General features: G+C 56.3%; 29 protein-coding genes, 1 tRNA gene and 1 pseudogene. 13 read left to right on the forward strand and 18 right to left on the reverse strand.

Going from position 1 to position 25,856, the window contains the following annotated elements; genetic code table 11:
• The 11 genes from GE543_RS09520 to GE543_RS09565 form a co-directional block, all read right to left on the reverse strand.
• Positions 1–737, reverse strand: a 737-nt coding sequence (locus GE543_RS09520) for an STY4528 family pathogenicity island replication protein (protein WP_256664741.1), incomplete at its 3' end; no start/stop codon positions are given.
• A 5-nt stretch (positions 738–742) separates the two neighbouring features.
• Positions 743–1,480 carry a DUF2857 domain-containing protein gene (locus GE543_RS09525; RefSeq protein WP_003317582.1) on the reverse strand — a complete coding sequence of 246 codons (738 nt, stop codon included), beginning with the start codon at positions 1,478–1,480 and terminating at the stop codon, positions 743–745.
• Positions 1,481–1,516: 36 nt separating this feature from the next.
• A complete protein-coding gene (locus GE543_RS09530; RefSeq protein WP_003317583.1) occupies positions 1,517–3,268 on the reverse strand; it encodes a ParB family protein in 1,752 nt (583 codons plus the stop codon).
• Between the two features lie 2 nt (positions 3,269–3,270).
• Positions 3,271–3,588 (reverse strand): Arc family DNA-binding protein, encoded by a 318-nt coding sequence (locus tag GE543_RS09535; protein WP_003317584.1) that lies wholly within the window; start codon positions 3,586–3,588, stop codon positions 3,271–3,273.
• Positions 3,524–3,769, reverse strand: a complete 246-nt coding sequence (locus tag GE543_RS27370) for a hypothetical protein (RefSeq protein ID WP_024661822.1) — start codon at positions 3,767–3,769, stop codon at positions 3,524–3,526. Before GE543_RS27370 ends, GE543_RS09535 begins: the two co-directional genes overlap by 65 nt.
• On the reverse strand, positions 3,766–4,173 hold the full coding sequence (locus GE543_RS09540) for a hypothetical protein (protein ID WP_003424983.1): 408 nt from the start codon (positions 4,171–4,173) through the stop codon (positions 3,766–3,768). Before GE543_RS09540 ends, GE543_RS27370 begins: the two co-directional genes overlap by 4 nt.
• A gap of 1 nt (position 4,174) precedes the next feature.
• A complete protein-coding gene (locus tag GE543_RS09545) occupies positions 4,175–4,516 on the reverse strand; it encodes a hypothetical protein (protein ID WP_153221298.1) in 342 nt (113 codons plus the stop codon).
• Positions 4,513–5,859 carry a replicative DNA helicase gene (gene dnaB / locus GE543_RS09550; RefSeq protein ID WP_153221299.1) on the reverse strand — a complete coding sequence of 449 codons (1,347 nt, stop codon included), beginning with the start codon at positions 5,857–5,859 and terminating at the stop codon, positions 4,513–4,515. Before dnaB ends, GE543_RS09545 begins: the two co-directional genes overlap by 4 nt.
• Positions 5,859–6,560: a DUF2786 domain-containing protein gene (locus GE543_RS09555; protein WP_153221300.1), complete on the reverse strand. Its 702-nt coding sequence runs from the start codon at positions 6,558–6,560 to the stop codon at positions 5,859–5,861. The genes dnaB and GE543_RS09555 overlap by 1 nt, the downstream gene beginning before the upstream one ends.
• Positions 6,557–7,312, reverse strand: a complete 756-nt coding sequence (locus tag GE543_RS09560) for a hypothetical protein (protein ID WP_153221301.1) — start codon at positions 7,310–7,312, stop codon at positions 6,557–6,559. The genes GE543_RS09555 and GE543_RS09560 overlap by 4 nt, the downstream gene beginning before the upstream one ends.
• Before the next feature lies 1 nt (position 7,313).
• Entirely contained in the window at positions 7,314–8,174 is an 861-nt protein-coding gene (locus tag GE543_RS09565; RefSeq protein ID WP_153221302.1) for a ParA family protein, read from the reverse strand.
• 1,092 nt (positions 8,175–9,266) lie between these two features.
• Here GE543_RS09565 and GE543_RS27810 point away from each other — a divergent pair.
• Together GE543_RS27810 and GE543_RS27815 are read left to right on the forward strand one after the other, a co-directional pair.
• Positions 9,267–10,229, forward strand: a pseudogene (locus GE543_RS27810) (methyl-accepting chemotaxis protein); the annotation flags it as partial.
• A 27-nt stretch (positions 10,230–10,256) separates the two neighbouring features.
• Entirely contained in the window at positions 10,257–11,087 is an 831-nt protein-coding gene (locus tag GE543_RS27815; protein WP_370737606.1) for a methyl-accepting chemotaxis protein, read from the forward strand.
• A 68-nt stretch (positions 11,088–11,155) separates the two neighbouring features.
• On the opposite strand, the gene GE543_RS09575 is transcribed toward GE543_RS27815, so the two are convergent.
• Positions 11,156–11,839: a hypothetical protein gene (locus GE543_RS09575; protein WP_153221303.1), complete on the reverse strand. Its 684-nt coding sequence runs from the start codon at positions 11,837–11,839 to the stop codon at positions 11,156–11,158.
• A gap of 93 nt (positions 11,840–11,932) precedes the next feature.
• On the opposite strand from GE543_RS09575, the gene GE543_RS09580 reads away from it, so the two are divergent.
• From GE543_RS09580 to GE543_RS09590, 3 genes are all read left to right on the forward strand, one after another.
• The gene (locus GE543_RS09580) at positions 11,933–12,604 is read left to right on the forward strand and encodes a Crp/Fnr family transcriptional regulator (RefSeq protein WP_178118577.1); all 672 of its coding nucleotides are present in this window, start codon (positions 11,933–11,935) and stop codon (positions 12,602–12,604) included.
• Positions 12,605–12,845: 241 nt separating this feature from the next.
• On the forward strand, positions 12,846–13,112 hold the full coding sequence (locus tag GE543_RS09585; protein ID WP_032698102.1) for a cupin domain-containing protein: 267 nt from the start codon (positions 12,846–12,848) through the stop codon (positions 13,110–13,112).
• A 54-nt stretch (positions 13,113–13,166) separates the two neighbouring features.
• Positions 13,167–13,748 (forward strand): DedA family protein, encoded by a 582-nt coding sequence (locus GE543_RS09590; RefSeq protein WP_153221305.1) that lies wholly within the window; start codon positions 13,167–13,169, stop codon positions 13,746–13,748.
• Positions 13,749–13,811: 63 nt separating this feature from the next.
• On the opposite strand, the gene GE543_RS09595 is transcribed toward GE543_RS09590, so the two are convergent.
• Positions 13,812–14,666 (reverse strand): oxidoreductase, encoded by an 855-nt coding sequence (locus GE543_RS09595; RefSeq protein ID WP_153221306.1) that lies wholly within the window; start codon positions 14,664–14,666, stop codon positions 13,812–13,814.
• A 324-nt stretch (positions 14,667–14,990) separates the two neighbouring features.
• On the opposite strand from GE543_RS09595, the gene nadA reads away from it, so the two are divergent.
• Positions 14,991–16,049 carry a quinolinate synthase NadA gene (gene nadA, locus GE543_RS09600; protein WP_046236775.1) on the forward strand — a complete coding sequence of 353 codons (1,059 nt, stop codon included), beginning with the start codon at positions 14,991–14,993 and terminating at the stop codon, positions 16,047–16,049.
• A gap of 80 nt (positions 16,050–16,129) precedes the next feature.
• Here the strand turns inward: nadA and GE543_RS09605 are convergent, their stop codons facing one another.
• Positions 16,130–17,563 (reverse strand): M48 family metalloprotease, encoded by a 1,434-nt coding sequence (locus GE543_RS09605; protein WP_003409438.1) that lies wholly within the window; start codon positions 17,561–17,563, stop codon positions 16,130–16,132.
• Positions 17,564–17,703: 140 nt separating this feature from the next.
• Between GE543_RS09605 and GE543_RS09610 the strand changes: the two genes are divergently transcribed.
• Together GE543_RS09610 and GE543_RS09615 are read left to right on the forward strand one after the other, a co-directional pair.
• Positions 17,704–17,955 (forward strand): sulfurtransferase TusA family protein, encoded by a 252-nt coding sequence (locus GE543_RS09610; protein WP_032658501.1) that lies wholly within the window; start codon positions 17,704–17,706, stop codon positions 17,953–17,955.
• 35 nt (positions 17,956–17,990) lie between these two features.
• A complete protein-coding gene (locus GE543_RS09615; RefSeq protein ID WP_003409439.1) occupies positions 17,991–19,061 on the forward strand; it encodes an AI-2E family transporter in 1,071 nt (356 codons plus the stop codon).
• 66 nt (positions 19,062–19,127) lie between these two features.
• Here GE543_RS09615 and GE543_RS09620 read toward each other — a convergent pair whose 3' ends face one another.
• Both GE543_RS09620 and GE543_RS09625 read right to left on the reverse strand, forming a co-directional pair.
• Positions 19,128–19,601 carry a peroxiredoxin gene (locus GE543_RS09620; RefSeq protein ID WP_003317382.1) on the reverse strand — a complete coding sequence of 158 codons (474 nt, stop codon included), beginning with the start codon at positions 19,599–19,601 and terminating at the stop codon, positions 19,128–19,130.
• A gap of 9 nt (positions 19,602–19,610) precedes the next feature.
• Complete coding sequence (locus tag GE543_RS09625; protein WP_153221307.1) at positions 19,611–20,174, reverse strand: glycine cleavage system protein R; 564 nt, start codon at positions 20,172–20,174, stop codon at positions 19,611–19,613.
• Positions 20,175–20,499: 325 nt separating this feature from the next.
• Between GE543_RS09625 and dapA the strand changes: the two genes are divergently transcribed.
• The 5 genes from dapA to GE543_RS09650 all read left to right on the forward strand — a co-directional run bounded on the left by dapA (position 20,500) and on the right by GE543_RS09650 (position 24,194).
• A complete protein-coding gene (dapA, locus tag GE543_RS09630) occupies positions 20,500–21,378 on the forward strand; it encodes a 4-hydroxy-tetrahydrodipicolinate synthase (protein WP_153221308.1) in 879 nt (292 codons plus the stop codon).
• Between the two features lie 18 nt (positions 21,379–21,396).
• Complete coding sequence (gene bamC, locus GE543_RS09635; protein WP_153221309.1) at positions 21,397–22,515, forward strand: outer membrane protein assembly factor BamC; 1,119 nt, start codon at positions 21,397–21,399, stop codon at positions 22,513–22,515.
• Complete coding sequence (locus tag GE543_RS09640) at positions 22,516–23,274, forward strand: MBL fold metallo-hydrolase (protein WP_011267088.1); 759 nt, start codon at positions 22,516–22,518, stop codon at positions 23,272–23,274.
• Positions 23,275–23,302: 28 nt separating this feature from the next.
• A complete protein-coding gene (purC, locus tag GE543_RS09645) occupies positions 23,303–24,013 on the forward strand; it encodes a phosphoribosylaminoimidazolesuccinocarboxamide synthase (RefSeq protein ID WP_003430849.1) in 711 nt (236 codons plus the stop codon).
• A 91-nt stretch (positions 24,014–24,104) separates the two neighbouring features.
• A tRNA-Ser gene (locus tag GE543_RS09650) sits at positions 24,105–24,194 on the forward strand.
• A gap of 100 nt (positions 24,195–24,294) precedes the next feature.
• Here GE543_RS09650 and GE543_RS09655 read toward each other — a convergent pair.
• The gene (locus GE543_RS09655) at positions 24,295–24,477 is read right to left on the reverse strand and encodes a hypothetical protein (protein WP_153221310.1); all 183 of its coding nucleotides are present in this window, start codon (positions 24,475–24,477) and stop codon (positions 24,295–24,297) included.
• A 71-nt stretch (positions 24,478–24,548) separates the two neighbouring features.
• Positions 24,549–25,514: a DUF932 domain-containing protein gene (locus GE543_RS09660; protein WP_153221311.1), complete on the reverse strand. Its 966-nt coding sequence runs from the start codon at positions 25,512–25,514 to the stop codon at positions 24,549–24,551.
• Positions 25,515–25,856 lie beyond the last annotated feature (342 nt).

The following is a 25,856-nucleotide window of genomic DNA, read 5'->3' on the forward strand; positions in this document are numbered from 1 at the left end:
TGAGTTCGGATTCCGAACTCAGGCTGGTTTTCTTCGCGATCCACGGCATTCGGTGCATCATGCCAACCCTGACTACGCCATCTACCCTCAATGACATCAAGTCGCGTGGGCAGCACACCTGTCGATTGATTAGGGTCGGCTGCGAATTCTTTGAATGCCAAATCTGCCACGGTCCTGACAGCTTTATTTGCATGCTCGAGGGAATGGCCTACAAGCAACAGGTAGTCGCGATCAAGCTCCATAGCCTCAACACACCCGACCGGTTCGTCATGCAGGATGTAGACGTTTCCCTGCATTCGACCGCTCAGAGAGTCTCTTACTCGGCGTCCAAGACTAAGCCAGCGCGTCAAGCGAAGCACTGTCAGAGCCTTCGCTACAGTCTCTCTGGATGCGAATTTTCCTGGGACGGAGCCAAGGTAGGGACGAAGTTGTTCATAAGTCGGAAAGGCTGTGATGCCATCTGCGTTAATAAGCAATCTGAAGACTTGCCAAGCATTGCGCTCAAGCGGTGAAAGTCGATCATCAAGCAGGAGGCTTCGCGGCACCGTCTCATGTGGATTTCCACTGAAAACGATACCGTCGAGTGTCTCCTCAGTATCTGAGCCAGCAACCGACTTTCTATTATCTGAGCCAGAGCTCTGCTGTTGGGCCAGCTTTAATTGCTGGAGCAGCAGATGATTTTGTAGAGCCCCGGCAGCGGCATTAATGGCTCCCCCCAGAGAAGGGCGCCGGTTCATCCTTATCACATCCGGTCGCCTTCTACCTTGCCCACGGGCTTGTTCGCCTGGCTTTGACCCGGCCGGCTCCGATTAGCGTTTGCTTTCGACTGTTGCCGAGACTCCCCCAGCATTACGAGGCTTGCCGATTTACGCTTCTTGCCAGTCGGGTATAGGTCCTGAGCCAGCCATCCTTGAATCTTGTTCCAGACGAGGCCCAGGGTGATCTGATCCGGAGGCACGATGTGGGGCTCTTCAGGAGGGACGTTTACCTCCTCCGTCAGCATCATCGCGATATCAAGTAATGCGACACCATCCGTATGATCCACGTTGTACTCTTCCATCAACTGCACAAACCTATGCCACAGAGGTGCGTCATCGGGAATGTCTCTGAATCGCCCAGGGCGTCCAGGAACACCTACCAGTACCCGTTGCAAGGAAACTTCTTGGGGGGACATGCCGAAGAACTCCTGCAGCATTGGGGTCGTCGCCCCCAAACGAAGCGCGCGCTGCACGATTCGGTTTTCCTGATCAGTGCGCTCCTTGTTCGCCAGCAGACGCTTCACCATGTCCGGATCAACTGCCACGCGGCACCAGATAACTGCAGAGTTCAGCAACACACTTTGTGATGAGGGATGCTGGAGCAGTGCCAGAATTTCTGGGTCCAGTCCCATATCAAGGCAACGCCTCACTTCACCGTTGCGCAAGTGATGCAGAATTTGCGCGACCATGGCTTCGTTGAGGGGGTTATGTTTTTTCGACATGACCAAACTCCTGTCTCACAACGTCGGAAAAAAACCTCATGGGGTCTGAACCACGCTGACGCTTCCCATCTCCAGCTCCACCAGCCGTCGGCCGAGGCGAATGAGTCGGAAAAGCTTCACGATGCAGGTATCGTCCAAGCGTCCCTGGAGAATTGCTTCACGGTCTTCGTATCTCGGGCTACCTAACAGCAACTGGGCCAGCGCTGCGGTGAACTGAAACTCGGACACATCCAGTGGTTGCTCGGGGGACTCTTTGATCAAGGCAATTGCGTATACGCCACTAATCGACTGGAGAAGGGTCAGTACGTTATTGGCCAGATCGCTGAGGTCTACATCCTCAGGAGGGTCTTGGCAGAGGAAGCCCAAACCACCTGGTACATCAATCACGCTGTCAGGATTGATGCCTGACAGGTGGGCGATTTCCCGGGCGAGCTGAGCGATTACCGGCCGCAATTCATCCGGCTGATCGAGGATACGTTCGATGTACCAGACGTCAGAGATAGGATGTAACCCACCCGCTTGGACGGGTATCGAAATCAGTGCATTTGTCTTGAAGTCGGGCAGATTTTCCCCATCGAGGGCTGCCAACTGCCGCTTTACATCCTGCACACGTTCAGTGGTGGATATCGGGCTAACGATATGCCCGGCAACCCTTGCTGCGCGCTCCTCCTCTGTGAGTTCAGGAGCCTGAGGCGGCTTGTCAGCTTCGTTTTTTGAGGACTTCGGTGAGACGTCCTGTTTGCCCTTGGTTTTGTCAGCCTCAGATGGGGGAGCCTGAATGCCTGGTTCCTGTTGCTGATCGATACCCGGAACGTCACCCTCAGGCGGAAGACCGTCAGGTCGAGGCTGTTGAGCTGGCGTCAAACTCACTGGCGTGTCGATCACAGATGAACGCCGTGCTTGGTTCTGATTTTCACTCAGTGTGAGCAGGAGCTGCTCGTAAGATAGCCCCGTTCCCGACTGCATGTGACTGATCAGCTCATCCTGAACCCGCTCGTATACAAACTCGCTTGCATCTCCATCGAACAGCGAAAGTACGTCCTGGAACAAACCTTCGAAGTCAGGGATGTGTTCTTTCCCCTCTGTATGCGTGAGCCAGGTCTGGCCAGCAGCCTTGCGTAGCGAAAGGAGACGCTCGATCTGAGGTTTTCCTAACCCTGAATAAAGCGCACTGGGTATTACTGGAAGAAGGCAGCGAACCGTATCCTGCATCTTGCTGATATGTGACTGGGAAACCGGATAGCCGTCGGCACTTAGCCTTCGAACCAGCTCCCTTTGAGATATGGACTCACCGGCTTCTTTCTCATAAATGGCGCGGGCACTTTCTATGCCCACAGCCCTTTCTATGAACATTAGAGAACCGCGAAGATCGTTCTCCGAAAGGTGACCTGTGAGAGCGATAATCTCCCCACGTGCTGAGTCCCAGGGCCGAAACAGAACATTGTGTCGATAGAAACGGTCTTCGCCGGTTTCGCTGTATAGCTCCCGGAGAATCTGCAGGCGTGTGTTGCCACCGTTGTTGATTGTGAATTTAATTTCGCCAGGTCGACGCGTAACTGTAGGGCGATGATCCAGGCCGCGCTGCCTGATGGAATCTTTGATCTCTTTGTACTTCGCATTGGTCACGGTGCGCGGGTTTTGCTCGAAAGCTTTCATCTCGTCCAGGGTGAGAACCATGGGCGTATCTACAATCGGATCCGGCAGCTGATCGACCGCGGGGCCAGATCGACTGAATGAGCCTTGTAACAACTTGCCCGAGATGTCATCTGCAGTCAGTTTGCTTGCCATGATTATTGGCCCGCCTCAGGAAGTTGGATGACGTTGCTGGTGGGTGTTCCGCCTTTGAGCAGCACATCGATCACAGCCGTAAGCCTCGCAATCTCCTGCTCGTGACGAAGCGTCGCTTCAATACGGCTTATGATTTCTGAGTTCATTGAGCGATGGTTTGCTTTTGCAGCCCCACGGACCCGGCCCCTCATTCCGGTAGGTAGGCGGATGACGAACTTCTCGTCTTTGTCGTCCTCACGAATATTCACAGCTTCGTTATTCAGCATGGCGATCTCCAATCTGGCTTTGGTTTTGTGCGCGGCGCAATTGAGCGCGAGCATTGAGGCCGGCCCTGTGGTCGCTGGGTGTGAAAGAAGTGAAGATGGGTGAACACCCACCTTTGGTGAACTTGATATGCCCACCATGAGTGCGATGCACTGCCCATCCCTGTGAGATGGCGAAGTCAGCCAAGTCCTGCAGGGACTTTTTCCTGCCTCGAAGAGACGTAGATGTATTGCTCATGACCGCGCCCTCGCTTTTGTAAAAGCAGCAGAGCGGAAGGGGATCTGATAGCGACGAGCTATGGCTTCACAACGCTTCCGCGTTTGATTGAGCGTCGCAGCGGCGGACGCCAGTGATGCCCCTGCTGTGCAGTGGGCTTTCAGCAGTCGCGCCAGCTCTGTGTCGGTCAGATCGTTTGTTTTTTTCCGCCCACGAGCGCTGGTATCCGCCTTCAACTGTGCGGTTTTTTCAGAGTTGATAATGAATGAGCTGTCATTCGAGCGCTGGCTCGCTTCAACCTGGTTGATAGCGCCCCCACGGCTTAAGTAATCAGCCATCGCCTTCTCGATATCGCTCCGTAGGCGCTCTTTTTCCCGGTCCGACTGGACCGGCAGATCTTCTTCAGTGGTGTGATATAGCTGCATGTCACTGGCCTCCCGATCCGCCGAGCTTGTCACCCGACTGGATCTCTAGGATTTCAACCTCGTGGTCGACAAAGGTGTCAGTGAGTTTTTTCATGAAGGCTTTTCTGGAAGTACCTGGGCTCATGCGGAACACGACGGTGTACTCCTTGCTGTCTGGTGCCTTACTGGAGGCCACAACGCTCCACTGTGGGTGCACCAGCTCCAGTTCTACGACTTCACCGCTATGGCACGAAGGGCACTCGGGCGCGCGTTTTCCTGTTGGCATGACCGCAGTGAAAGGGTGGTGGTGGCCGCACGTGCGGCACTCATGAGTTATGCAAAGAGGTTTATTGCGCGCGCTCATGATCGAGCTCCTTGCCATGCGGCGGCCGAGAGGTTTTCGAAACGAGTGTGTTGGGGGATGAAGGCCGTTCGGACGGTGCCTAGCGCGCCGTTTCGATGCTTGCTGAGAATGAGCTCGGCGATCCCTTTTTGCTCGCTGTCGGGGTTGTAAACTTCGTCCCGATACACGAACAGAATCAGGTCAGCGTCTTGCTCAAGCGCGCCCGACTCACGGAGGTCTGCATTGATAGGTCGCTTGTTCGGACGCCGCTCAAGTTCTCTGTTGAGCTGAGAGAGCGCCACGACAGGACAGTCGAACTCTTTGGCCAAAGCCTTGAGTGACCGAGATATCTCACTGATTTCATTGGTCCGATTTTCTTTACCTGGACATTTCATCATTTGCAGATAATCGAGCAATATCAGGGCTGGCTTACCGAAACGCCGTGCGCCTCTGCGAGCACGCGCACGGATTGCCGAAGGAGTGAGGTCAGCTTGATCATCAATTACAAGGCGGTTGCCATACGAGTTGATCTTTGCCACCGCCATCGCGAGCTTCGGCCAGTCCTCATCGTCCAATTGCCCGCGTATCAGCTTCTCCAGGTTCAGGTGTCCCAGGATCGAGATGAGCCTGTAAATAATCGCCTCTGCCGGCATCTCGAGGCTGTAGACCTGAACAGTGGACTGAGTATCTTTTTGAAGCGCAGCGTCTACTAAGTTGAGCGCCAAGCTGGTTTTGCCCATGGAGGGTCTGGCCGCAATGATGATCAGATCGGCTGGTTGTAGTCCGCCCGTCAACTCATCAAGATCGGAAAGCCCTGTGGGCAATCCAACCACCGACTCCCCAGCGTTGAAGCGAAGATCGATCTTGTCGACCACCTGCATAAGCATCTGGTTGACGTCCACAAAGTCGGAAGTCTGCCGTCCTTGCCCCAAGGCAAAAAGCTGCTGCTCGATGACGTCTTGAACCTCAGACGCATTCGCTTGAGGATCTGAAGCCTCCCGGGTACATGCATAGCCGTGTGAAATAATCCGGCGTAGATGAGCTCGGTTACTCACTGTTTCTGCATAAGCCTTGATGTTGGCCACAGAAGGGGTGTTTTTGGCGAGCTCACTGAGATAAGCCAAGCCCCCAGCAGCATCTATTGCTGCAATGGAGTCGGAAACCGTGACCACGTCAAATGGCCTGTTCGATTCAGCCAGCCCAGCAATGCTCTGGAATATCAGACGGTGCTCGGCCCGGTAGAAATCATCGGCTTTGATACGGTCTGCGATCAGGTCCCAAGACTCGTTATCAAGCATCAGTCCGCCAAGCACAGCTTGTTCGGCTTCCACGGAGTGGGGAGGTGCCATATGAGAAATTTCCATCAAGCCCTCCCGATTCTTGCCGGGGACGGAGAGTGCTGATCGACGCCTCTGTGCAATGCCGCTGTAGAACCTTGCATCCAGCCCTGATGTTGCGATCTCAGGTCGTGGCCCTTAACAGAGGTGGGCTCAAGATCTTTTTCGACCAAGGTAGGGTGGTGCAGGCTAAGGTAAGCGCTTATCGCTTGTTGAGTTTCAGCGTTTTGTCGCCCAGCGAACTTGTAAACGTTGCTGGCCACTGCATTGATCCATGCTTCGGCAAAAATCCGTCCACGTCTTCTTTTGGTGGTTGGATTGCAGCGTTTGAGCTGCGATACGTGCTGACGACGCGCCGAAACAAGCTGCAGATGAAGCGCGGAATAGGCATAGCACGCCAGATCGGGCGATACACCCAACCCGACAAACTTGAAATGCCGGTCTCCAGGTCGTGAGGGGAAAGCAAAACAATCGCAGTCGAAAGCGCTCGCGCACGTGCCTGCCAGGCTGTGCAGCCAACTCGCTGGCGCTCGCTTTGTGCCGGCAGATACTGACGCCTCACGTGCGAGGTGGGCGTCCACCTCAAGCTCTTCTAGCTGGTACTGCTCCATAAGCTTGCGGCCTTGCCGCAGGGCTGTCTCAGCTTCATTAGGAGAGGCACCCTCAGAACGTGCCAGTGCGAAGCATTTGATGACTTTGTCGATTATCCGTTGGCGGTCAATGCTCATGGCCGTACCTCCGGTACTGCCTCAACTGCCAGAGCCTCTTTCCAGAGTCTGAGGGTTTCATGTTCTTCAGCTGTGAGCGCGGCTTTGGCATTCGCATCACGGACTTTTGACTGCAGAGCGGCTAGCCGATCCTCGACCTCAGATCCATCGTCGTAAGAGATGTCATTAGTCAGTGCCTCAACGAGCCGGATACGAAGCGAGCCTAGGCAACTGAGTCGGTAAGCGGTCAGGCTTCCCCAACCTATCAGTCTGCTGAACGGCGTCAGTAAGGTGCTTCGGATCTCGCTATTAAGCTCGACTGCGGAGTAGAAACTGTCATATGCGCCGATGCGGTTGAATAACAGCGCCGTTTTCAGGAGCTCAAGTTTCTGGTCCAGGCTCTCAGTGGGCAGGGGATATGTAGCCGCAATCAGTAGTTTTGCTCTTGCGTTCCGAGCCTCCTGCCGACGGTTAGCCGCTTTCTCCTCGCGGACACGTTTTTCCTTGGCATGCTCGACATGAGAGTTCACTGATTCAAGGAGCTGCGCGGCCTGTGAGAGCAGTTCACGCTGTTCCACACTCAAGTAATCACCGAGTCGGCTAATCAAGCCGCTGCCCATCTTATGGCCGGAGCTTAGATTACGGAGCTCACGTGATGTGCTCGTAAGCTTCGTCTGAGCGGCACGCAATAGCGATGAGTTGTACTGCTCGTTGAGCTTGCGCATCAATTCTGGAGTAATGCCGGAAGCTTCCGTGAGATTTATCTTGCCCATCTCATCGATCCCCTTTGGCGAGGGCCTCTACGGCGGATTCAGTCATCGCCCCGAAACGGTCGGTCCACTGCGGAAAAAGCTCAATCACAAGCTCTCGAATGACCTGAAGCGCGCTCGGCGCGCGTCGATTGGAAGGTTTTTTGTATTCGAGCCGATGTGCCGACATGCCTGCTGTAGATCCCTCGCGGAAAATTACTGAAGCAGGAACTGTGCTGTTGAGGACATCGACTTCCATGTTGTCCGCGAAGGTCTTTCTGATGGCGTCATGAATCCCGCGAGCGTCAACGGTCTGGTCGAGGCAGTTGACTACAACCTTGATTGGAGGGACGTGCAGTCCAAGCCTCGAGTAAGGACGCAGTCCTTCAAGCATTTGCAACGTCCCACGGTTAAACTCGCGGGCGCTGAGCATGTTCGGTGGCAACGGGGATACAGCAAGATCTGACGCTAAAACCACCATCTCCAACATGACACTTCGTGCGCCCTGGGTGTCAATGAGAATCAGGTCGAATTGACCCTCGAAAGCTTTCAGCAGAGAAGCCAATCGCAGACGACCATCCGCTGCCTGAAGCAGGAGGTTGATCAACTGGTTGTTGGGGTCGTTCGACAAGATCAAGGACAGATTCGGGATGCTTGTCCTCGATATGATTCGTTCTGGATCAGTCAGGTTATGTGCGATGAGGTCGAATATGCCGCCGCTGACTTCCTGTGCCATTGGGTAATAGGAGGACAGTGAAGGCTGTACAGGGTCCATGTCGAGGAGGAGGACCCTCAAGCCGGCGTCGGCGCAGAAGCCGCCGATGTTGGCAGCGAGAGTGGTTTTACCGACACCACCTTTGGTGGAGACAAGCGAGGTTACGTACATGATTTAAAGCCTCTAATGGGGACATTAGAGACTGCGGTTTGGAATGCTGAGCGATCTCAAGCGGGGTCCTGCCTCAGCGTTTCGACCAATTGGCTTTTAACCAATTGGTCGTAGGTTCGAATCCCACACGACCCACCATTTCGAAAATCTGGAAGGCCCATGAAAATGCGGATTTCCAGGTTTTTTTTTGCGTTGCGGATTGTCATGTTCGGATAGCTACTCTGTGCTTCCGTCATGGGGTTGATGCAGCGATCTGTAAAGCGCCTGACAGGTCTTTCGAAGCGGAAGGCAGGTAAGGCCGTTCAAGCGTGAGACCCGTTAAGAAACGCAGCCACCTGTCGCGAAACATGCGCCGGCAAGCGGCGATGTCAATTGCCGTTTCTGATCCCTCCGATATCAAACTCAATGCCCGAGCTTTGGTGTCGTGGGCGCTGATAGTCTTGCCAAAGCCAACGGCGAGCGTGCCAAACGACAGCAGCGTTCATTACGTCTTTTCAAAATGAGTGCGCCAGCGATGGCAAATAATGCAAACGGTTTTTTTTTGATAATAAAGTTAATTGTCGCTGCCTCTCTGTGTAACTCATTATTATCATGAGCTGTAGCTTTCGGCACTGCAATGCATATGCCGAGGCGAATTTTATTCGTCCGTTCGTCGATATACGCTAAAAAAGTTATAGAAAATTAAAAGAGTGACGACATAATGGCTCATTGCCATGGATCGGCCTTTCAGCTTTAGCTCGAGATCCTCGATTATGAACAGGTTTATCCTGCCTCGGCACCGCTTTGTCCAGAATACACTTACAGTTCGAGTATTTACTCAAGTACTTCAATGGCCCTCCGGATGACGCCGCGGTGAGTTCAGATCTGTGACGTGACCCTTTTTATCGAGGGTTTCAGCAGGATTTACATTATCGATTCATCCTGATGCGTATTGGACCTTATGTTCAGATACCTGTCCGGCAGGCTTTTGTTTTCAAAAAAATCAATGAGTAAAGATATATGTCCAGCGCAACATCAGGTGTGTTAAGTAATATGACGGTTCGGGCGAAGCTACTGGTAGGTTTCGGACTGTTGATTTTGATGATTCTCTTAATGGCGTATACGGGAAAGGAAGCCACCGATACGTTGAAGCGTCGGGCTGAACTGTCTGGAGACATTGCTCAATTCAGTTCCATCGCGCGAGACATGCGTATCGAGCGGTTGGTTTATTTTTTAAAAGCGGATGATGCACAGGCTTCAAAGTGGTTGGAGGCACTCGAGCGAACGGAGCGCCAGTTGGTGAGTATCTCGCCACGTTTCAAAACAGCCAATAACATCGCGCTGCTCAAAGAAGCCCAGGCAACGATGCAGCTTTACCGTGGGTTCTATACTCGTTCAGTCGAGGCTACTCGAGAGCGTGAGCAGTTACGGACGCTGGCCGGCGCCTCCGGCGAAACGATTAACGGTTTATTGCTGAAGATCGCAGACGCTGCCAACGACGAGAGCGGGAACGCAGCGGATCGTCAGAAACTGCCGGCACTGTTTATCTCGGTCCAGAAGATGCGTACCGCGTTTCGCTCTTATACGGCATCCCCGAGTAAAAGCGGGGAAGACACTGTTCGTCAGGCGATAGCGCAGGTCGTGGCCAGTATCGACACGCTCAAAAATACCCGTTTGCCCAGTGCTGACGTTCAAGCGTTGGCGGCAGGAATGGCCACCTATAGCGGGCAACTGGAAACATTAGTCGCCGCTCAAGCCAAAGTTGATGAGGCTCAAGGCGGTATCACAACGTCGATCGCTACCATTCTTGGCATTACGGACAAGATGACCGCTATCCAGAACGAGCTTCGTGCCTCCGATGCAGAGAAAGCACAGGAGAAGATTTTGCTCTGGCTGGCCCTCTCTGCCCTGTTGGGTGTTCTTGCTGCCTGGTTGATCACCCGATCAATTGTTCATCCTCTCAAAGAGACTGTTGAAATCGTTGAAGTCGTTGCAGAGGGAGACTTTACGTACAGAACAGAAGTGACTCGAAACGATGAACTTGGCGCGTTGCAGGGCAGCATGTTGCGCATGACGTCCGGGCTTCGAAGCTTGATCGGGGAAATGAAAGACGGAATCGTGCAGGTAGCAAGCGCGGCAGAGCAGCTTTCAGCCGTAACGGAGCAGACCAGTGCGGGCGTGAACGCGCAGAAACTGGAGACTGAGCAGATTGCCACTGCGATGCAGCAGATGACAGCTACGACTCATGAGGTATCTCGTAATGCAGCTCAAGCCGTAAATACTGCGCAAATCGCCAGTCAGTTGGCCCAAAAAGGTGGGCAAGTCGTTGACAGGACTCGTTCCCAGATAGAGACCCTGGCGCGTGAGATGAACATGACCAGGACGGCGATGGCGGCGCTTAGAGGGAATACTCAGAGCATCGGTGGCGTACTGGATGTAATAAAGACGGTGGCTGATCAGACGAACCTTCTGGCGTTGAACGCGGCCATTGAAGCTGCGCGTGCCGGGGAGGCAGGACGTGGTTTCGCTGTCGTCGCGGACGAGGTAAGAGGCTTGGCCGTGCGCACCCGCACGTCGACAGACGAGATCGCGCTGCTTATAAACGAACTGCAAACCAGTACCGATCATATGGGCCAGGTTCTAGAGCAAAATCTGGCACTGACGGACAGCAGTGTCGAACTGTCCACGCAAGCCAGTGAGGTGCTGCAGAGTATTACCGCATCTGTTCATGAGATTGAGGTGATGAACGAACAGATCGCCGTTGCTACTGAGCAGCAAACTAACGTCGGTGAAGAAATAGGCAGGGGCGTCACAAATGTCAGGGACATTTCAGACCAAACGGCTTCCGCCAGTGAAGAGACAGCGACATCAAGCGTTGAATTGGCCAGAGTCAGCGCCAGGCTGCAGGAGATGACCAACCGATTTAAAGTCTAGCTTGAAGGTCTGGCCCAATGCGTTTGCAGCTTGGGTCAGGCCTCAAATTCAATGACCCAACGACCGCTTCATTGCCCCCGCTGTCCTCGTAAACGCTCACTTCTATTCAACAACCATGACATCAGCAGTCCTGGAATCAGGAAGCCTGACGAGACCAGAACCCCGTGAAGTATATGCGTCAGAGGTTCATCGAGAGTGGCAACAAACTTCATGGGCGAAGCGAACGGGGATAGCTGCAAGAACAAGACAAGCAGCACCACACAAGGCCAAGTCAAACTCACGCCACGTTGCCTACTTAGCCGCCATGCATAGGCTGCCAGCACGGCTGAAAAAGCGCCTTCGAGAATCCAGGAGGCAGTCCCCAGCTTGCCCCATAGGCCATAACCGTAATGCTCAACTGCGCGGGGATAAAGCGCCAGATCGCTGTTGTGCATCGGCCAGTCGGCGATGAAGTGAGAGAAAGCTGCCAACGCTGCCACAATGGCTACTGGTCGATGCTTTACGAAAAGCAGCCCCCAAAGCACTGACCAGAACACAGCGGCAAGCAATGAGTGATCCCAGTCGATAAAGGTCAGATCAAAGAACAGATACGGCCCGCTGTTTAAATTCGGGGTGACGGTGTTGAAGCCAAGAATGATGAATATCCCATCCAGCAGATCCAGGAAGCCGACTCCCATCATGATGGGTATCGCGGGGATCCTGGGATAGCGTGCCTTGATTGCCAGGCCTATGGCGAAGTGACCTACGTACATTCTACGTTCCTGATTCAGGTATGCCTGTCGTCTACAGGCCAGATGCGTCTGATACTATCCGAGCCTTCAAACCAAGATTGTCGGGTTTTGGCAATGTCTGAGTTGTCTGCTAAAGCTATTCCCTCATCCTTTTCCCTCCCCCCGGATGTGGACGCGATTTTGCTTGAGGCCTCGCGGGTCAGGACGTTGGTAAAGTCAGAGGCAGTCTTCCCTCAAGGCTCTGAACCACTGGGAATGTTTCGTCTGATTCAAGGCACTTTGCGAGTGAGTAGCCTGGGCGCTAATGGACGCCAACTCTTTCTTACTCAATTGGTGCCCGGAGATTGGTTCGGAGAAGTGCCACTTTTAGATGGCTTACCCAGGACGTATGACGTTCGAGCCGCGTCGCAAGCGCGTATTGCAGTTCTTCCGGCAAACGCATTCTGGCAAATCATTGAGCACCGACCGGATGTTCTGCTAGCCATTACTCGTTTGGTCTGTGGCAGATTTCGAATGGCGCTCGAATGGGCCGGGAACACGATCCTGAATCCTCTGCCTGTCAGATTGGCTAACCGACTCATTGCCTTGGTCAAACGTCCAGGTATCGAAGAAGCGGCCTACCTGAAGATAAGCCAGGAAAATATCGCCCAACAACTGGGTGTTTCTCGTCAGAGCGTCAACCGCCAGCTGAAAATGTGGGAAACCGAAGGCCTGTTGGTCGTTCGATACGGTGCCGTCACAATTCTCGATCTGCAAAAACTCAGCAATGCAGCACGAGGGGATTAGCCTGGCGGCAAAGACTAATTACCGGCGGGCTACCCCAGCGACGGGGCAGGTTGGGCTGATCTTAGGCACGCGTTCCAAGCGCTGGAAAACTTATTGAATGTTGCTCTCAAGGGGTGATCTATAGGGGCGGCGTTTTTGAATTGCGGGGCTGTCTTCATTGTTGTGATGGGTGGTTCAGGCACCGCCATTCCGGGTGCCAATTGGGTTCACCACCCCATCAAAAGATTCAGGAAAAGTGGAAATGGAAAAAGAGGCTTTTTTGCAAATGCTGGCTGCCGAAGGGTTTGGCACCGTTGTTGAAGTTGAGCGCGAAGCGTTTGGTACGCTCGATTCGCACGCCCATAACTTCGAGGCGATGGCGCTGGTTCTGCACGGTAGTTTGGTCATTCATAAATCCGATGGCGATTTCACCTACAACTCAGGAGATATTTTTCACCTGGAATGTAACCAACCCCATTCGGAAGTGTTTGGTGAACATGGCGTACGGTACCTAGTCGGAAGAAAGTGACGACGCTGGCATTTCAGCCTGGATTCAAGTGATGTCAGACGTACAGGAAAGACCATGTTCGAACATCTCGACCTAAACGCGCTGATCGCCGCCTACGGCTATTGGGTGATTTTCCTGGGCTGTTTGCTGGAAGGCGAAACAGTGTTGATCCTCGGCGGTATGGCGGCGCACCAAGGTACGCTGCAATTGCTGCAAGTGATCGGCTTGGCCACGTTGGGCGGTATGCTCGGCGATCAGTTGCTATTCTGGACCGGACGTTATTCCGGGGAGCGTCTGCTGCCCAAGCTCAAGCGTCACCAATCTGCCATCAAGCGGGTCGAGGGTCTTATCCAGCGTTACCCCACGACCTCGGTATTCGCTGTTCGCTTTCTCTACGGCATGCGCCTGGTGGGGCCAATGGTGATAGGTGCAAGTGGCCTGTCACCGTGGCGTTTCGCGCTGATCAATGTGCTGAGTGCGGCAGTCTGGGCGACCCTGTTCGTCTGCGCCGGCTATTGGGCGGGGGAAGCGTTACAGCATCTATTCGGCGACCTGAAGCCCTATCGACTGCCGATCTTCCTCGCGGTGGTAGCACTGGTGAGCCTTGCGGCGTTGGTCCGGTATGTGCGCCGCCGATCCAAGGCAACGCATGATTGAGGCGGTGGCGTCGGCATGCAAGGCTGTAGCGCGCCTGCGCACTGCCTTGCAGTGCTAAGCACCTCACTCTTTCGGAAAGTCCGCGCCGATGCTGATGTCACGAACCTGCTCGATCTGCTTCAAGCGTGCCTGACGATCAGCCACCACGGCGTCATATCCCCAGCTGCCTAATACAAGATGACGCGGCGCATCGGGTTTTTGGGTCAGGGCGATCATGGCCTCTGCGGCGCGTACGGGGTCCCCGGCCTGATTGCCGCTCGATTGCCTGGTCGACTCCAGACGCTTGGTGGCAGTGTCCTTGTAGTCGTCGATGCGCGATGGCGTCTGGCGCAATGAGCGTCCTGCCCAGTCGGTGCGAAACGGCCCCGGCTCTACGCACGTGACGGAAATCCCCAATGGCTTGACTTCCGCGAGCAGCGCGTCGGAAAAACCTTCGACGGCGTGCTTGGAGGCTGCGTAGTAGCCTGATCCCGGAAAGCCGATCAGGCCGGCAACCGAAGTGATATTGATGATGTGGCCGCTGCGTTGCGCGCGCATGATCGGCAGCAAGGCGCGGGTGATGGCGAACAGACCAAACACGTTGGCATCGAACTGGGCACGGATTTCAGCGTCTTCGCCTTCTTCGATCGAGCTCTGATAACCGTAACCTGCGTTGTTGACCAGCACGTCGATTCTGCCGAACTGTTGCTTTGCCGCAGCCACGGCGGCGTCTATCTGGTCTGCCTTGCCGACGTCGAGGTCGACAACCAGTACCTGGCCTTGCGTGCCCTCGGCCAGGTCTGCAACTCGAGATTTGTCCCTGGCCGTTGCCACGATGCGCCAGCCGCGAGCGATGACGAGTTTGGCCAGTTCGCGGCCGAAGCCGGTGGAGCAGCCGGTGATGAGCCACACCGGGGTATTGGTCGATTCGCTTGCCATGTCATTTTCTCCTTCACAAGGGGGGACTGATGTTTGTGACAGGGCATAACGGGTGTCGTTTCATTGAGGCGCCGGTTGGAATCACGCCTCGGCAAGCGGGTTTTCAGGAACGCTTCTCATCGCTGCCTGCTGAGCCAGAAACAGCTGTTAAATCAGTTTTTTGGCGCTAGAATCGGCGCGCCTTAAGAAGTCTGGCCGATATCCACCGGATATCAGCCATAAGCCTTCGTACAGATGGCGCAGCCTCTGTCAGGCTTTTTTTATTGCCTGTATTTCGGGTGTAAACTTGCCTTTCGCGCACTGGCGCTTTCAGGTCCCGTGAACATGACACAGATCTCCGAACGTTTCCTGGTGCAGGCGCATCTTGATGCCAAACAGCCCAGGACGTTGAGCCCGGCAGAGCAGGCGCGTTACCGTGCCGACATTGCTGAGGAACTCAAGAAGCAGGACGCCGTGCTGGTCGCTCACTATTACTGTGATCCGGTTATCCAGGCGCTGGCCGAGGAAACCGGTGGCTGCGTGGCCGACTCTCTTGAAATGGCGCGCTTCAGCAATAACCACGCGGCCAGCACTGTGCTGGTGGCGGGTGTACGTTTCATGGGCGAAACCGCGAAGATCCTCAATCCTGAAAAACGCGTGTTCATGCCGACGCTCGAAGCCACCTGCTCGCTCGATGTGGGGTGCCCGGTCGACGAGTTTTCCGCTTTTTGCGACCAGCACCCGGAACGTACGGTGGTGGTGTATGCCAACACCTCGGCAGCCGTCAAAGCCCGTGCGGACTGGGTGGTGACCTCTGGCTGCGCGCTGGAGATCGTCGAAAGCCTGATGGATAACGGTGAGAAAATCATCTGGGCGCCAGACAAGCACCTGGGCCGCTACATCCAGCGTGAGACCGGTGCCGACATGCTGCTGTGGGACGGTGCCTGCATCGTCCACGAAGAGTTCAAATCCAAGCAGCTCGAAGACATGAAAGCCCTGTATCCCGAGGCGGCGATTCTGGTTCACCCCGAGTCGCCGGAAGCGGTCATCGAGTTGGCTGACGTGGTCGGCTCCACCAGCCAGATGATTGCCGCAGCGCAACGCTTGCCCAACAAGACGTTCATCGTCGCCACTGACCGGGGCATCTTCTACAAGATGCAGCAGCTGTGCCCGGACAAGGTCTTCATCGAGGCGCCTACGGCCGGCAACGGCGCGGCGTGCCGGAGCTGTGCACATTGCCCGTGGATGGCGATGAATACGCTTGAGCGCACCTTGCAGTGCCTGCGCGAGGGCAGTAACGAGATAGTCGTCGACCCGGCGCTGATCCCCAATGCCGTGCGTCCATTGCAGCGCATGCTGGACTTCACCCAGGCAGCGCGCTTGCGACAGGCAGGCAACGCCTGACAGCGATGATGAAAGAGCCCGACTCAAGTGTCGGGCTTTTTCATTGCTGGTCGTATCGGGCGCCTTGCGACGCCGGACGATCAGTTCATCATGTCCTTGACCATCCGCTCCTGCTCGATCAGATCCTTTTGCCGCGCATCGATACGTGACGCCAGCTGAAAATTATTGGCCGCACGGCGTTTGGCGAAGTCCAGTTGCTGGATCGCCTGACGGAAATCACCGACCAGCGCAAAGTATTCAGCGCGCGCCTGATGCAGGCCGATGGTGTTGCCATTCAGGCCACGGGTTTCCGCCACGACGTACCAGATGTCCGGATCATCCGGGCGGGTCTTGAGCAGCGCTTCAAGGCTTTTCTCGGCTTCGGCGGTGCGGTTCTGCTTGAGCAGCACGTCGATACGCACGTCATTGAGCGGATAATTGCCGGGGTACAGCGTCAGCATGCGATCGACACGCTGCTGCGCATCGGCCAGCCGGTTATTGGTGATGTCCAGGTCGATCTGCGTCAGGTTATAGGTAATGTCGTTCGGCGCTTTTTCGAGCAGTGGCTTGAGGGTTTCCCTGGCCTCGTTCAGTTGTCCGCCCTTGATCTGCGCGATGGCCAGGCCATAGCGCGCCGGATCGGATTTCGGGTTTTCAACCAGTTGCGCACGGAAGCGCTTGGCGGCGATGCCTGGGGTTTCTTCGTAGATCAGTGCCACACGGGCGCGCATCAGTTGATACAGCAGGCTGTCTTCCTTGCCGCCCGGTTTGGCCTGCTCGGCACGGTTGCGTGTATCGGCGATCCGCGACTCGCTGACCGGGTGAGTCAGCAAAAACTCCGGAGGCCTGGCGTCGAATCGATATTGGCGCATGAGGCGTTCGAACATGGTCGGCATGTTGCGCGGGTCATAACCGGCCTTCTCCAGGTTGAGAATGCCGATGCGGTCGGCCTCCTGCTCGTTCTGGCGCGAAAAGCGCCGTTGTTCCTGGATCGCGGCAGCCTGTGAGCCGGCGATGGTGGCGATACCCGCATCACCGGCGCCTGCGGCTGCCATGACGATACCTGCCAGCATCGCGGCCATGACTGGCACCTGCATGCGTTGCTGCGCTTCTATGCCTCTGGCGAAGTGGCGCTGCGACAAGTGAGCCAGCTCGTGAGCCAGTACCGAAGCGTACTCGCCCTCGGTCTGCGCGTTGAGAAACAGGCCGCCGTTGACGCCGATGATGCCGCCGGGTGCGGCAAAGGCGTTGAGTTGCGGGCTGTTGATCAGGATGAATTCAAGCCGCCGGTCCTGAACCTGACTGGTCTCGGCAAGGCTGTAGACCGAAGTTTCGACGTAGTCCTTGAGTTGCGGGTCCGACAGCTGCGCCACCTGGCCGCGCAGCAACCCCAGCCACGCACGGCCCAGACGGTGCTCCTGTTCTGGGGAGACAATCGAGGAGCTGGCGTCACCAAGCGAGGGGAGGTCATCCGCCATGCCGTGTGTAGCGAACAGGCAGGCGAGGGTGAGCAGTGTAGGACGCAAAAAATTCATGCACGAAGCTCTGGTCAGAAGAACCTGTACTGTAGCTGGCTCGATGGCGTGCTGACCAGAGTGAGGTATTCTTGCCGCCTTGTTCGTACTGCCTTTTCGGACCTGCTTTGTAATCCGATGTGTCCGCCTGGAGATAAACGATGTCTGACGCTGTAGTGCGCCCCGAGGCCTGTGACGCTGAACTGGATGCCAGTGGTCTCAACTGTCCGCTGCCCCTGCTGAAGGCCAAGATGGAGCTCAACCGCCTGGCCAGCGGCGCGGTGCTGAAAGTGATTGCCACCGATGCCGGTTCGCAGCGCGATTTTCGAACTTTCGCCAGGCTTGCCGGGCACGAGTTGCTGCATGAAGAGTTCGATGCCGGCATTTATCGTTACTGGCTGCGCAAGGCCTGACCCACTGCAGCGTTTTTTTCCGAAAAGGATGTTTGATGTTCAATGTGCTTCGCAATTGGGTGCAACGCTACTTCTCTGACGAGGAGGCGGTGGTCCTGGCAGTTTTGCTGTTTCTGGCGTTCACCCTTGTCCTGACGCTGGGCGGCATGCTGGCGCCGGTCATAGCCGGTCTGGTGCTGGCGTTTCTGATGCACGGGCTGGTCAGTGCTCTGGAACGCCTGCGCATGCCTGAAATGGCCGCCGTCGGTCTGGTGTTTACCCTTTTCATCGGCGTATTGCTGGTGTTCCTGCTGGTATTGGTGCCACTGCTCTGGCACCAGTTGATCACCTTGTTCAACGAAGCCCCGGGCATGCTCGCCAAATGGCAGTCGGTGCTGTTGCTGCTGCCCGAGCGTTATCCGCATCTGGTGTCCGACGAGCAAGTGCTGCTGGCCATCGAGGTTGCCCGTGGTGAAGTGGGCAAGATCGGCCAGTTGGCGCTGACGTTCTCGATTTCCAGCCTGCCGTTGCTGGTCAACCTGATGATCTATCTGGTGCTGGTGCCGATTCTGGTGTTCTTCTTCCTCAAGGATCGGCACATGATCGGCCGCTGGGCGCGTGGCTATCTGCCCCGTGAGCGTGCCCTGATCAACCGGGTGGCGGATGAGATGAAGCGCCAGATTGCCAATTACATTCGCGGCAAAGTCATCGAGATATTCATCTGTGGTGGCGTGACCTACATCGCTTTCGCCGCGCTCGGGCTCAATTACGCGGCGCTGCTGGCAATGCTGGTCGGCATATCGGTGGTCGTGCCTTATGTCGGCGCAGTGGTGGTCACTGTGCCGGTGGCATTGATCGGTCTGTTCCAGTGGGGCTGGGGTGATCAGTTCATCTACCTGATGATCGCTCACGGCATCATTCAGGCGCTGGATGGCAACGTGCTGGTGCCGCTGCTGTTTTCCGAGGCCGTCAATCTGCACCCGGTCGCAATCATCTGCGCCGTGCTGCTGTTCGGGGGACTGTGGGGGTTCTGGGGGATTTTCTTTGCGATTCCGCTGGCCACGCTGTTCAAAGCCGTGCTCGACGCCTGGCCTCGCAATGAGCCTACGGTAGCTCCGCTGCTTTGACGCGATAGTCACAGCCGCAGCGCTGAATCGCTGCGGCACCTTGCGCGCCGCAGCGGGGCACGCGGATCAGCCTTTGTTCAGGGCTTCTGCCTGCGCCAATACTTCAGCCACATGGCCCGGCACTTTCACGCCGCGCCATTCCTGACGCAGTACGCCTTCCTTGTCGATCAGGAAGGTGCTGCGGTCGACGCCCAGGTATTCCTTGCCATAGAGCTTCTTGAGCTTGATGACGTCGAACAGCTGGCAGACCGCTTCGTCCTTGTCCGAAATCAGCTCGAACGGGAAAGACTGCTTGGCCTTGAAGTTTTCGTGGGTCTTCAGGCTGTCGCGCGAAACACCGAGCACAACCGTGTTGGCTGCCTGAAACTGCGCAATATGGTCACGAAAGTCCTGGCCCTGGGTGGTGCAGCCGGGCGTGTTGTCTTTCGGGTAAAAATAAATCACCACCTGCTGACCCTTTAGCGCAGACAGCTCGACAGTCTGTCCGCTGGTAGCGGGTGCCTGAAAATCGGGAACCGGATGATCTACTGTGACAGTCATGAGGACTCCTTACATTGGGGCTTGTGGGCGCCAGGGTTCGATCAGTGCGTCCAGATTCAACGCGTCGGCGAAATCGAGGAATTGATCGCGCAGCCAGCTGATCTGTGTCCCGGCAGGCAGTGTCACCGTGAACGTGGCGTTGAGCATGGTGCCGCCGGTCTGCGGAGCCTGATAGGTGTCGCAGATCAGGTTCTCCAGCTCGACGTTGTGGTCGATGAAGAACTGGCACAGCTCATTGATGATGTCCGGGCGGTACGCCGAGCTGACGTAGGCCACGTAGGGCAGGGCTTCCGGACGGTTCTCCAGAGTGGCGCTGCGCACGACGCTGGTCGTGAACGCATGCTTCTTGGAGAGACTCGCCAGGCCGGTTTCAAGGCGCGCCAGAGCGTCCCAGCTGCCCGACACCTGAAGAATCAGCGCACTGCACTCGCCGTGGCGGGTGAGGCGCGAGGTGACGACCGAGCAGCGGTTTTCATGGCTGGCGCGGCACAGGACGTTGGTCAGCTCCATGGGGTTTGCGCCAATGGCACTGATGACAAGGAATTGTTCGCGAACTGTGGGGGTGGACGACATGCAGCATTCCTAGACGATGAGCGGTCGGTACTTTTTCGGACTTGCGGGGCTGTTTCGACAATCGATGGCGCAAGATAACTTGCCGGGTCCCTCGGCGCCTGGCCTGTATGGATATACCATGACTGGGCTGGAGTGCGCTGGGGCGGGGCTTCTGGCGACAAATTCGACCGATTGAGCGAGGTGCGCAGGTGACCAGTACCGATCAAAGGACGAAGGGTAGCGAAAACCATCGCTCAGGGGAATGCTCAGAGCGCGGTACTTCGCTTGTACAAGGCTGATAGCGCCAGTACCATTACGGCTCTCTTTTTCCGGCAGGAGCGGTTGCATGATTGCGGGCAGTATGGTGGCACTGGTCACACCAATGGATGCACAAGGTCGTCTGGACTGGGACAGCCTGAGCAAACTGGTTGACTTCCACTTGCAAGAGGGCACCCACGCCATTGTTGCCGTAGGCACCACCGGTGAGTCGGCGACGCTGGATGTGAACGAACACATCGAAGTCATCCGCCGGGTGGTCACTCAGGTTGCAGGTCGCATTCCGGTTATCGCCGGTACAGGCGCCAATTCGACGCGTGAAGCCGTCGAACTGACCACCAACGCCAAAAATGCGGGTGCCGACGCGTGCCTGCTGGTGACGCCTTACTACAACAAGCCGACTCAGGAAGGCCTGTTCCAGCATTTCAGCCACATCGCCAATACTGTCGACATCCCGCAGATCCTCTACAACGTGCCGGGCCGTACGGCCTGCGACATGCTGCCAGAGACCGTTGCGCGTCTGTCGACGGTAAAAAACATCGTTGGTATCAAGGAAGCCACCGGCAACCTGCAACGCGCCAAGGACATCCTGGCCAGCGTCAGCAGCGATTTTCTGGTGTACTCCGGCGACGACGCTACAGCAGTCGAATTGATGCTGCTGGGCGGCAAGGGCAATATTTCCGTGACCGCCAACGTTGCACCGCGCGCCATGAGCGATCTGTGCGCAGCGGCCATGCGTGGCGATGCGCAAACGGCCCGGGCGATTCACGAAAAGCTCATGCCGCTCAACAACACCCTGTTCATCGAATCCAACCCTATCCCCGTGAAGTGGGCCTTGCATGAAATGGGTTTGATGCCAGACGGTATCCGTCTGCCGCTTACCTGGCTCAGCGAAGCCTGTCATGAACCGCTGCGTCAGGCCATGCGCCAGTCCGGCGTCCTGGTTTAATTGAGGAAGTATCACGCAATGAAGCGATTGGCCGGACTTTCCGCACTTGCTCTTATTATCTCCAGCACCAGCGGTTGCGGTTGGCTCTGGGGCGAAGATGGTTACTTCCGTGATCGCGGCAGTGATTACCTCCAGGCGACCCAGACCCCACCCATGCAGTTGCCCGCCGATGTTAGCGGCGTCAAGCGTCTGGATCCTTTGCTGCCGATCCCGCGTAACGTGGCTGACAGCACCCAGAAAGACGGCGAGTACATCGTGCCGCGTCCTCAGCCGCTGGGCACGACTTCCGAGTCGAGCGACTTCAGCCTGCAGAAGAGTGGTGATGCGCACTGGATCCTGGCTCAGCGTCAGCCAGCCGAAGTCTGGCCGGTGGCTCATCAGTATTTCGAAGACAACGGTTTCCGTATCGCTGAAGAGCGTCCACAGACGGGCGAATTCAGCTCTTCCTGGCAGCGCCTTGATGAGCTGTCCGCTTCGGTGGCCAAGCGTCTGAGCACTGCCGGCGTCGCCGCCGATGCAGAAACCCGCGTGCGGGTGCGTATCGAGCCGGGCGTGCAGCGCAATACCAGTGAAGTCTACGTGGTCAGCGTCGAGCGTCCTGCCGGCAGCACTGCCGACGTGGCCTTCCCGACGCGCACCACCAACCTGGGCCTTGATGCCGCACTGACCGACGACCTGCTGGCCAGCATGGGCCGCAACGCCGAGAAGGGCGGTTCGATTTCCCTGCTGGCGGCACGTGACTACGACACCCCAAGCCGTGTTGCCTTGAGCGAAGACGGCAGCGGCAACCCGGTCTTGAACCTCGGTGCCGATCTGGACCGCGCATGGTCGAGCGTTGGCCGTGCGCTGGATCAGGGCGACTGGCGTGTCGAGGACATCAACCGCAGCCTGGGTCTGTACTACATCAACCTGGCTGAAAAGGCCAAGACGCCTGAAAACGAGCCTGGTTTCTTCGGCCGCATGTTTGGCAGCAAGTCGACCAAGGAAGAGATCGATGCCCGCGCCGAACGCTATCAGGTCCGCCTGAGCAAGGTCGGTGACAACGTTCAAGTGACCGTCGAGAAGAACATCAACACCGTTGCACCTGCGGATATCGCACGTCGCGTGTTGAGCGTTATTCAAGACAACCTGGGTTAAGTGCGTTTCGCGGTTCTCGGCAGCGGCAGTCGTGGCAACGGCACGCTGGTCGCAAGCAACGATACGTACGTACTGGTCGATTGCGGTTTCTCCCTGCGGGAAACCGAGCGGCGCCTGGCTCGTCTGGGCGTCTCGGCAAGCCAGCTGAGCGCCATACTGGTGACCCACGAACATGCCGATCATGTGCATGGCGTGGGTTTGCTGTCGCGGCGCTACAATGTGCCGGTCTACCTCAGCAGCGGGACGTTGCGCGGAATGCGCAAACCGGTGGAAATTGCCGGCCTGCTGGCAGGCGGGGAGAGTCTTCAGATCGGCGCACTGGACATCGATGTGGTGTCGGTCGCTCACGATGCGCTTGAGCCGACGCAGTTCGTCTTCAGTGACGGCAAGCGCCGCTTTGGCCTGCTGACCGACCTTGGTTCTTACTGCTCCAACGTATTACAGCGTTATCAAGGCCTGGATGCCTTGATGATCGAGGCCAATCACTGTCGCGACATGCTTGCCCGAGGCCAGTATCCGGTCTTTCTCAAGCAGCGCGTTGGCTGTGAAACCGGTCATTTGAACAACCATCAGGCCGCCAGCCTGGTGAGCGAACTGGGATGGCAGGACCTTCAGCACCTGGTGCTGGCGCATCTCAGCAGCAAGAACAACCTGCCGCACCTGGCCCGGCAATGTTTCGTCGACACCCTCGGGTGCGACCCGGACTGGCTGCAACTGGCCGATCAAGATTCAGGGCTCGACTGGCGACATATCGCCTAGCCCAACTACTTAGCAAGCGGAGCCCATCATGGAAAAACGTGAAGAACTCTACCGCGGCAAAGCCAAATCGGTTTACAAGACCGACGACGCTGACCGCTTGATCCTGCTGTTCCGCAACGACACCTCGGCGTTCGACGGCAAGCGCATCGAACAGCTCGACCGTAAAGGCATGGTGAACAACAAGTTCAACGCCTTCATCATGCAGAAGCTCGAAGAAGCGGGTATTCCGACCCAGTTCGACAAGCTGCTGGGCGACAACGAGTGCCTGGTCAAGAAGCTCGACATGATCCCGGTCGAATGCGTTGTGCGTAACTACGCAGCTGGCAGCCTGGTCAAGCGTCTGGGCATCGAAGAGGGCACCAGGCTCAACCCGTACACCTTCGAACTGTTCCTCAAGGACGACGCCAAGGGCGACCCGTTCATCAACGAATCCCACGTTGTGGCGTTCGGCTGGGGCACTGCCGAGCAACTGGTTCGCATGAAAGAGCTGTCGATCAAGGTCAATGACGTGCTGACCAAGCTGTTCGACGACGCCGGCCTGCTGCTGGTCGACTTCAAACTCGAATTCGGCGTATTCCACGGTGAAATCGTCCTCGGCGACGAATTCAGCCCGGACGGCTGCCGCCTCTGGGACAAGGACACCCGCAAGAAAATGGACAAGGACCGCTTCCGCCAGGGTCTGGGCGACGTCATCGAAGCCTACGAAGAAGTCGCAAACCGTCTGGGCGTGCCGCTTTAAGCGGAAAAAACACGCAAGCGCTTGATAGCACGAAAAAAAACAGCAGAAGGGCTTCGCCTTCTGCGTTGATGCTGTTATGATGCGCGCCGTTGGAGAGATGCCAGAGTGGCCGAATGGGACGGATTCGAAATCCGTTGTACCTTCACCGGTACCTAGGGTTCGAATCCCTATCTCTCCGCCATTATGTGTCCTAAGAGCCCCGCAATGCGGGGCTTTTTGGTTTTTAGCGTCAGTTGTTCACCCATCTGTCCCCCCACTGCAGTTGTGCGCCTCTATTGGGACTAAGCGGCTGTATGACCGCTGTTCGGTTCACCGGCAGCCCTGGCGGCCAGGACCACCAATCCCAATGCTGCGGCAAGCAAGCTTACCGTAAGCAGGCTGAGCTCTGCAGCGACGATAACTTTCGCCGTGCTGAGTATCAGGGTTAATGCCGCAAGGGCGCAGCCCAGCGCTAGCTTCAACATTATGAACTCCTTTGTACCTAAAAAAGAAATATGGGATGCCCTCAGGGCATCCCATATATGCGCCTGAACGTTCAGGCAACGAGCTCAAGCGCAGCATCCAACGCACGCTGTTTGATCCCTGCGCCTGGGCCGAACCAGGCCGAGTCCAAGCGGTAGTCTACCGATCGGGCACGCATCTCATGATCCACGTACTCGGTGACGGCGTTCAGCAAGCCCCAGGCAGTACCTTTGGTTGATACCAGATCAGACCCTCGACCGCGCCCTGTGTAGAGCGCCATAGTCTTCTGGAAAGCATGGTTTACCGCAGGCTTGGTTCTGCTGCGTGAGGTGACTTCGGTGTGTAGGATCTGCCCGAAGTATGCTTGGGCTTCCTGAGGGGATACCTTGCGTTCCGCGAGTTGGCGCATGCGGTAAATGAAGTCGTCCCATTGCGAGAAGGCGATACCCAACTGCTTTTTCACCGTTTGCGGATCGAAGCGGGTGCTGTGAGGCACTTTGATCGCGCCGGTTGCACTCCCGAGCGACATAGCCAAGGTGTTGTTGCAAACGACGCGAATCGTGGTGGGCGTAGCTACAGTGGCTAGCGTGCCGTCGCAAGACGTTGCCAGCAGCAGATAGCCGCCCACCTCGTCCTTTCCTTTAAGCGCTGTCGACTGTCCAGTGCGGGCGAGGGCCCAGAACTTGCGGCCTCCTTTGAGCACACCAGCGGTCTCAAGCTCATAACCCGAGACCTCGGTAAGGTCTCGGTAGAATTCGAGGACTTCGGCTGGCTGAACCACCTGGTAACGATGCGACACGACGGACAACGGCTCCAGCGTGTCTGACCGATAAAGCACCTTTTGATCGGCGAAGGAGTGGATCTCGGACAGCGGGCCTTTAGTCGTGGATTTGAAATGGACAGGACTAGATTCAATCTGCCAGTTCATACCGGCTTGTTGCTGCCAGACCTCAAGAGGCTGATTCTGTGGTAGCTGGTTACCCAGACCATGCCAGGGTGTAGCACCGACATAAGCCATTTGTTGGATTTCATGTGCCATTTTAGTTATCCCCTATGGGTTTGGATTTGTATCTAGAGATAAGTTGGGGCATACGCTAAATAAAAGGCCGCAGCGAATGCATACATGAGTTGCACTGGTATCTGAAACGTTTTGATATTTGATTTTTAAAGCTAGGTCTAACGCATCAAAAAGCCTCGCGGCTAACTCTTCAAGAGTCGCTACTACTAATGGGTTCCGAGCAGTTCTCCGATTTTTTGAGACCTGATGGATGATCAGCCGGTTGACCGCCTTCGCTACGACTGCGATGCGGTATGCCGAATTAATTGAGAGAGTCTTATAGCTGCTGCAGGTGGGGCATTTGGCTGACATTTGACAGAGCTC

This window comes from Pseudomonas sp. SZ57 (assembly GCF_009495975.1).
Taxonomy (GTDB): domain Bacteria; phylum Pseudomonadota; class Gammaproteobacteria; order Pseudomonadales; family Pseudomonadaceae; genus Aquipseudomonas; species Aquipseudomonas syringae.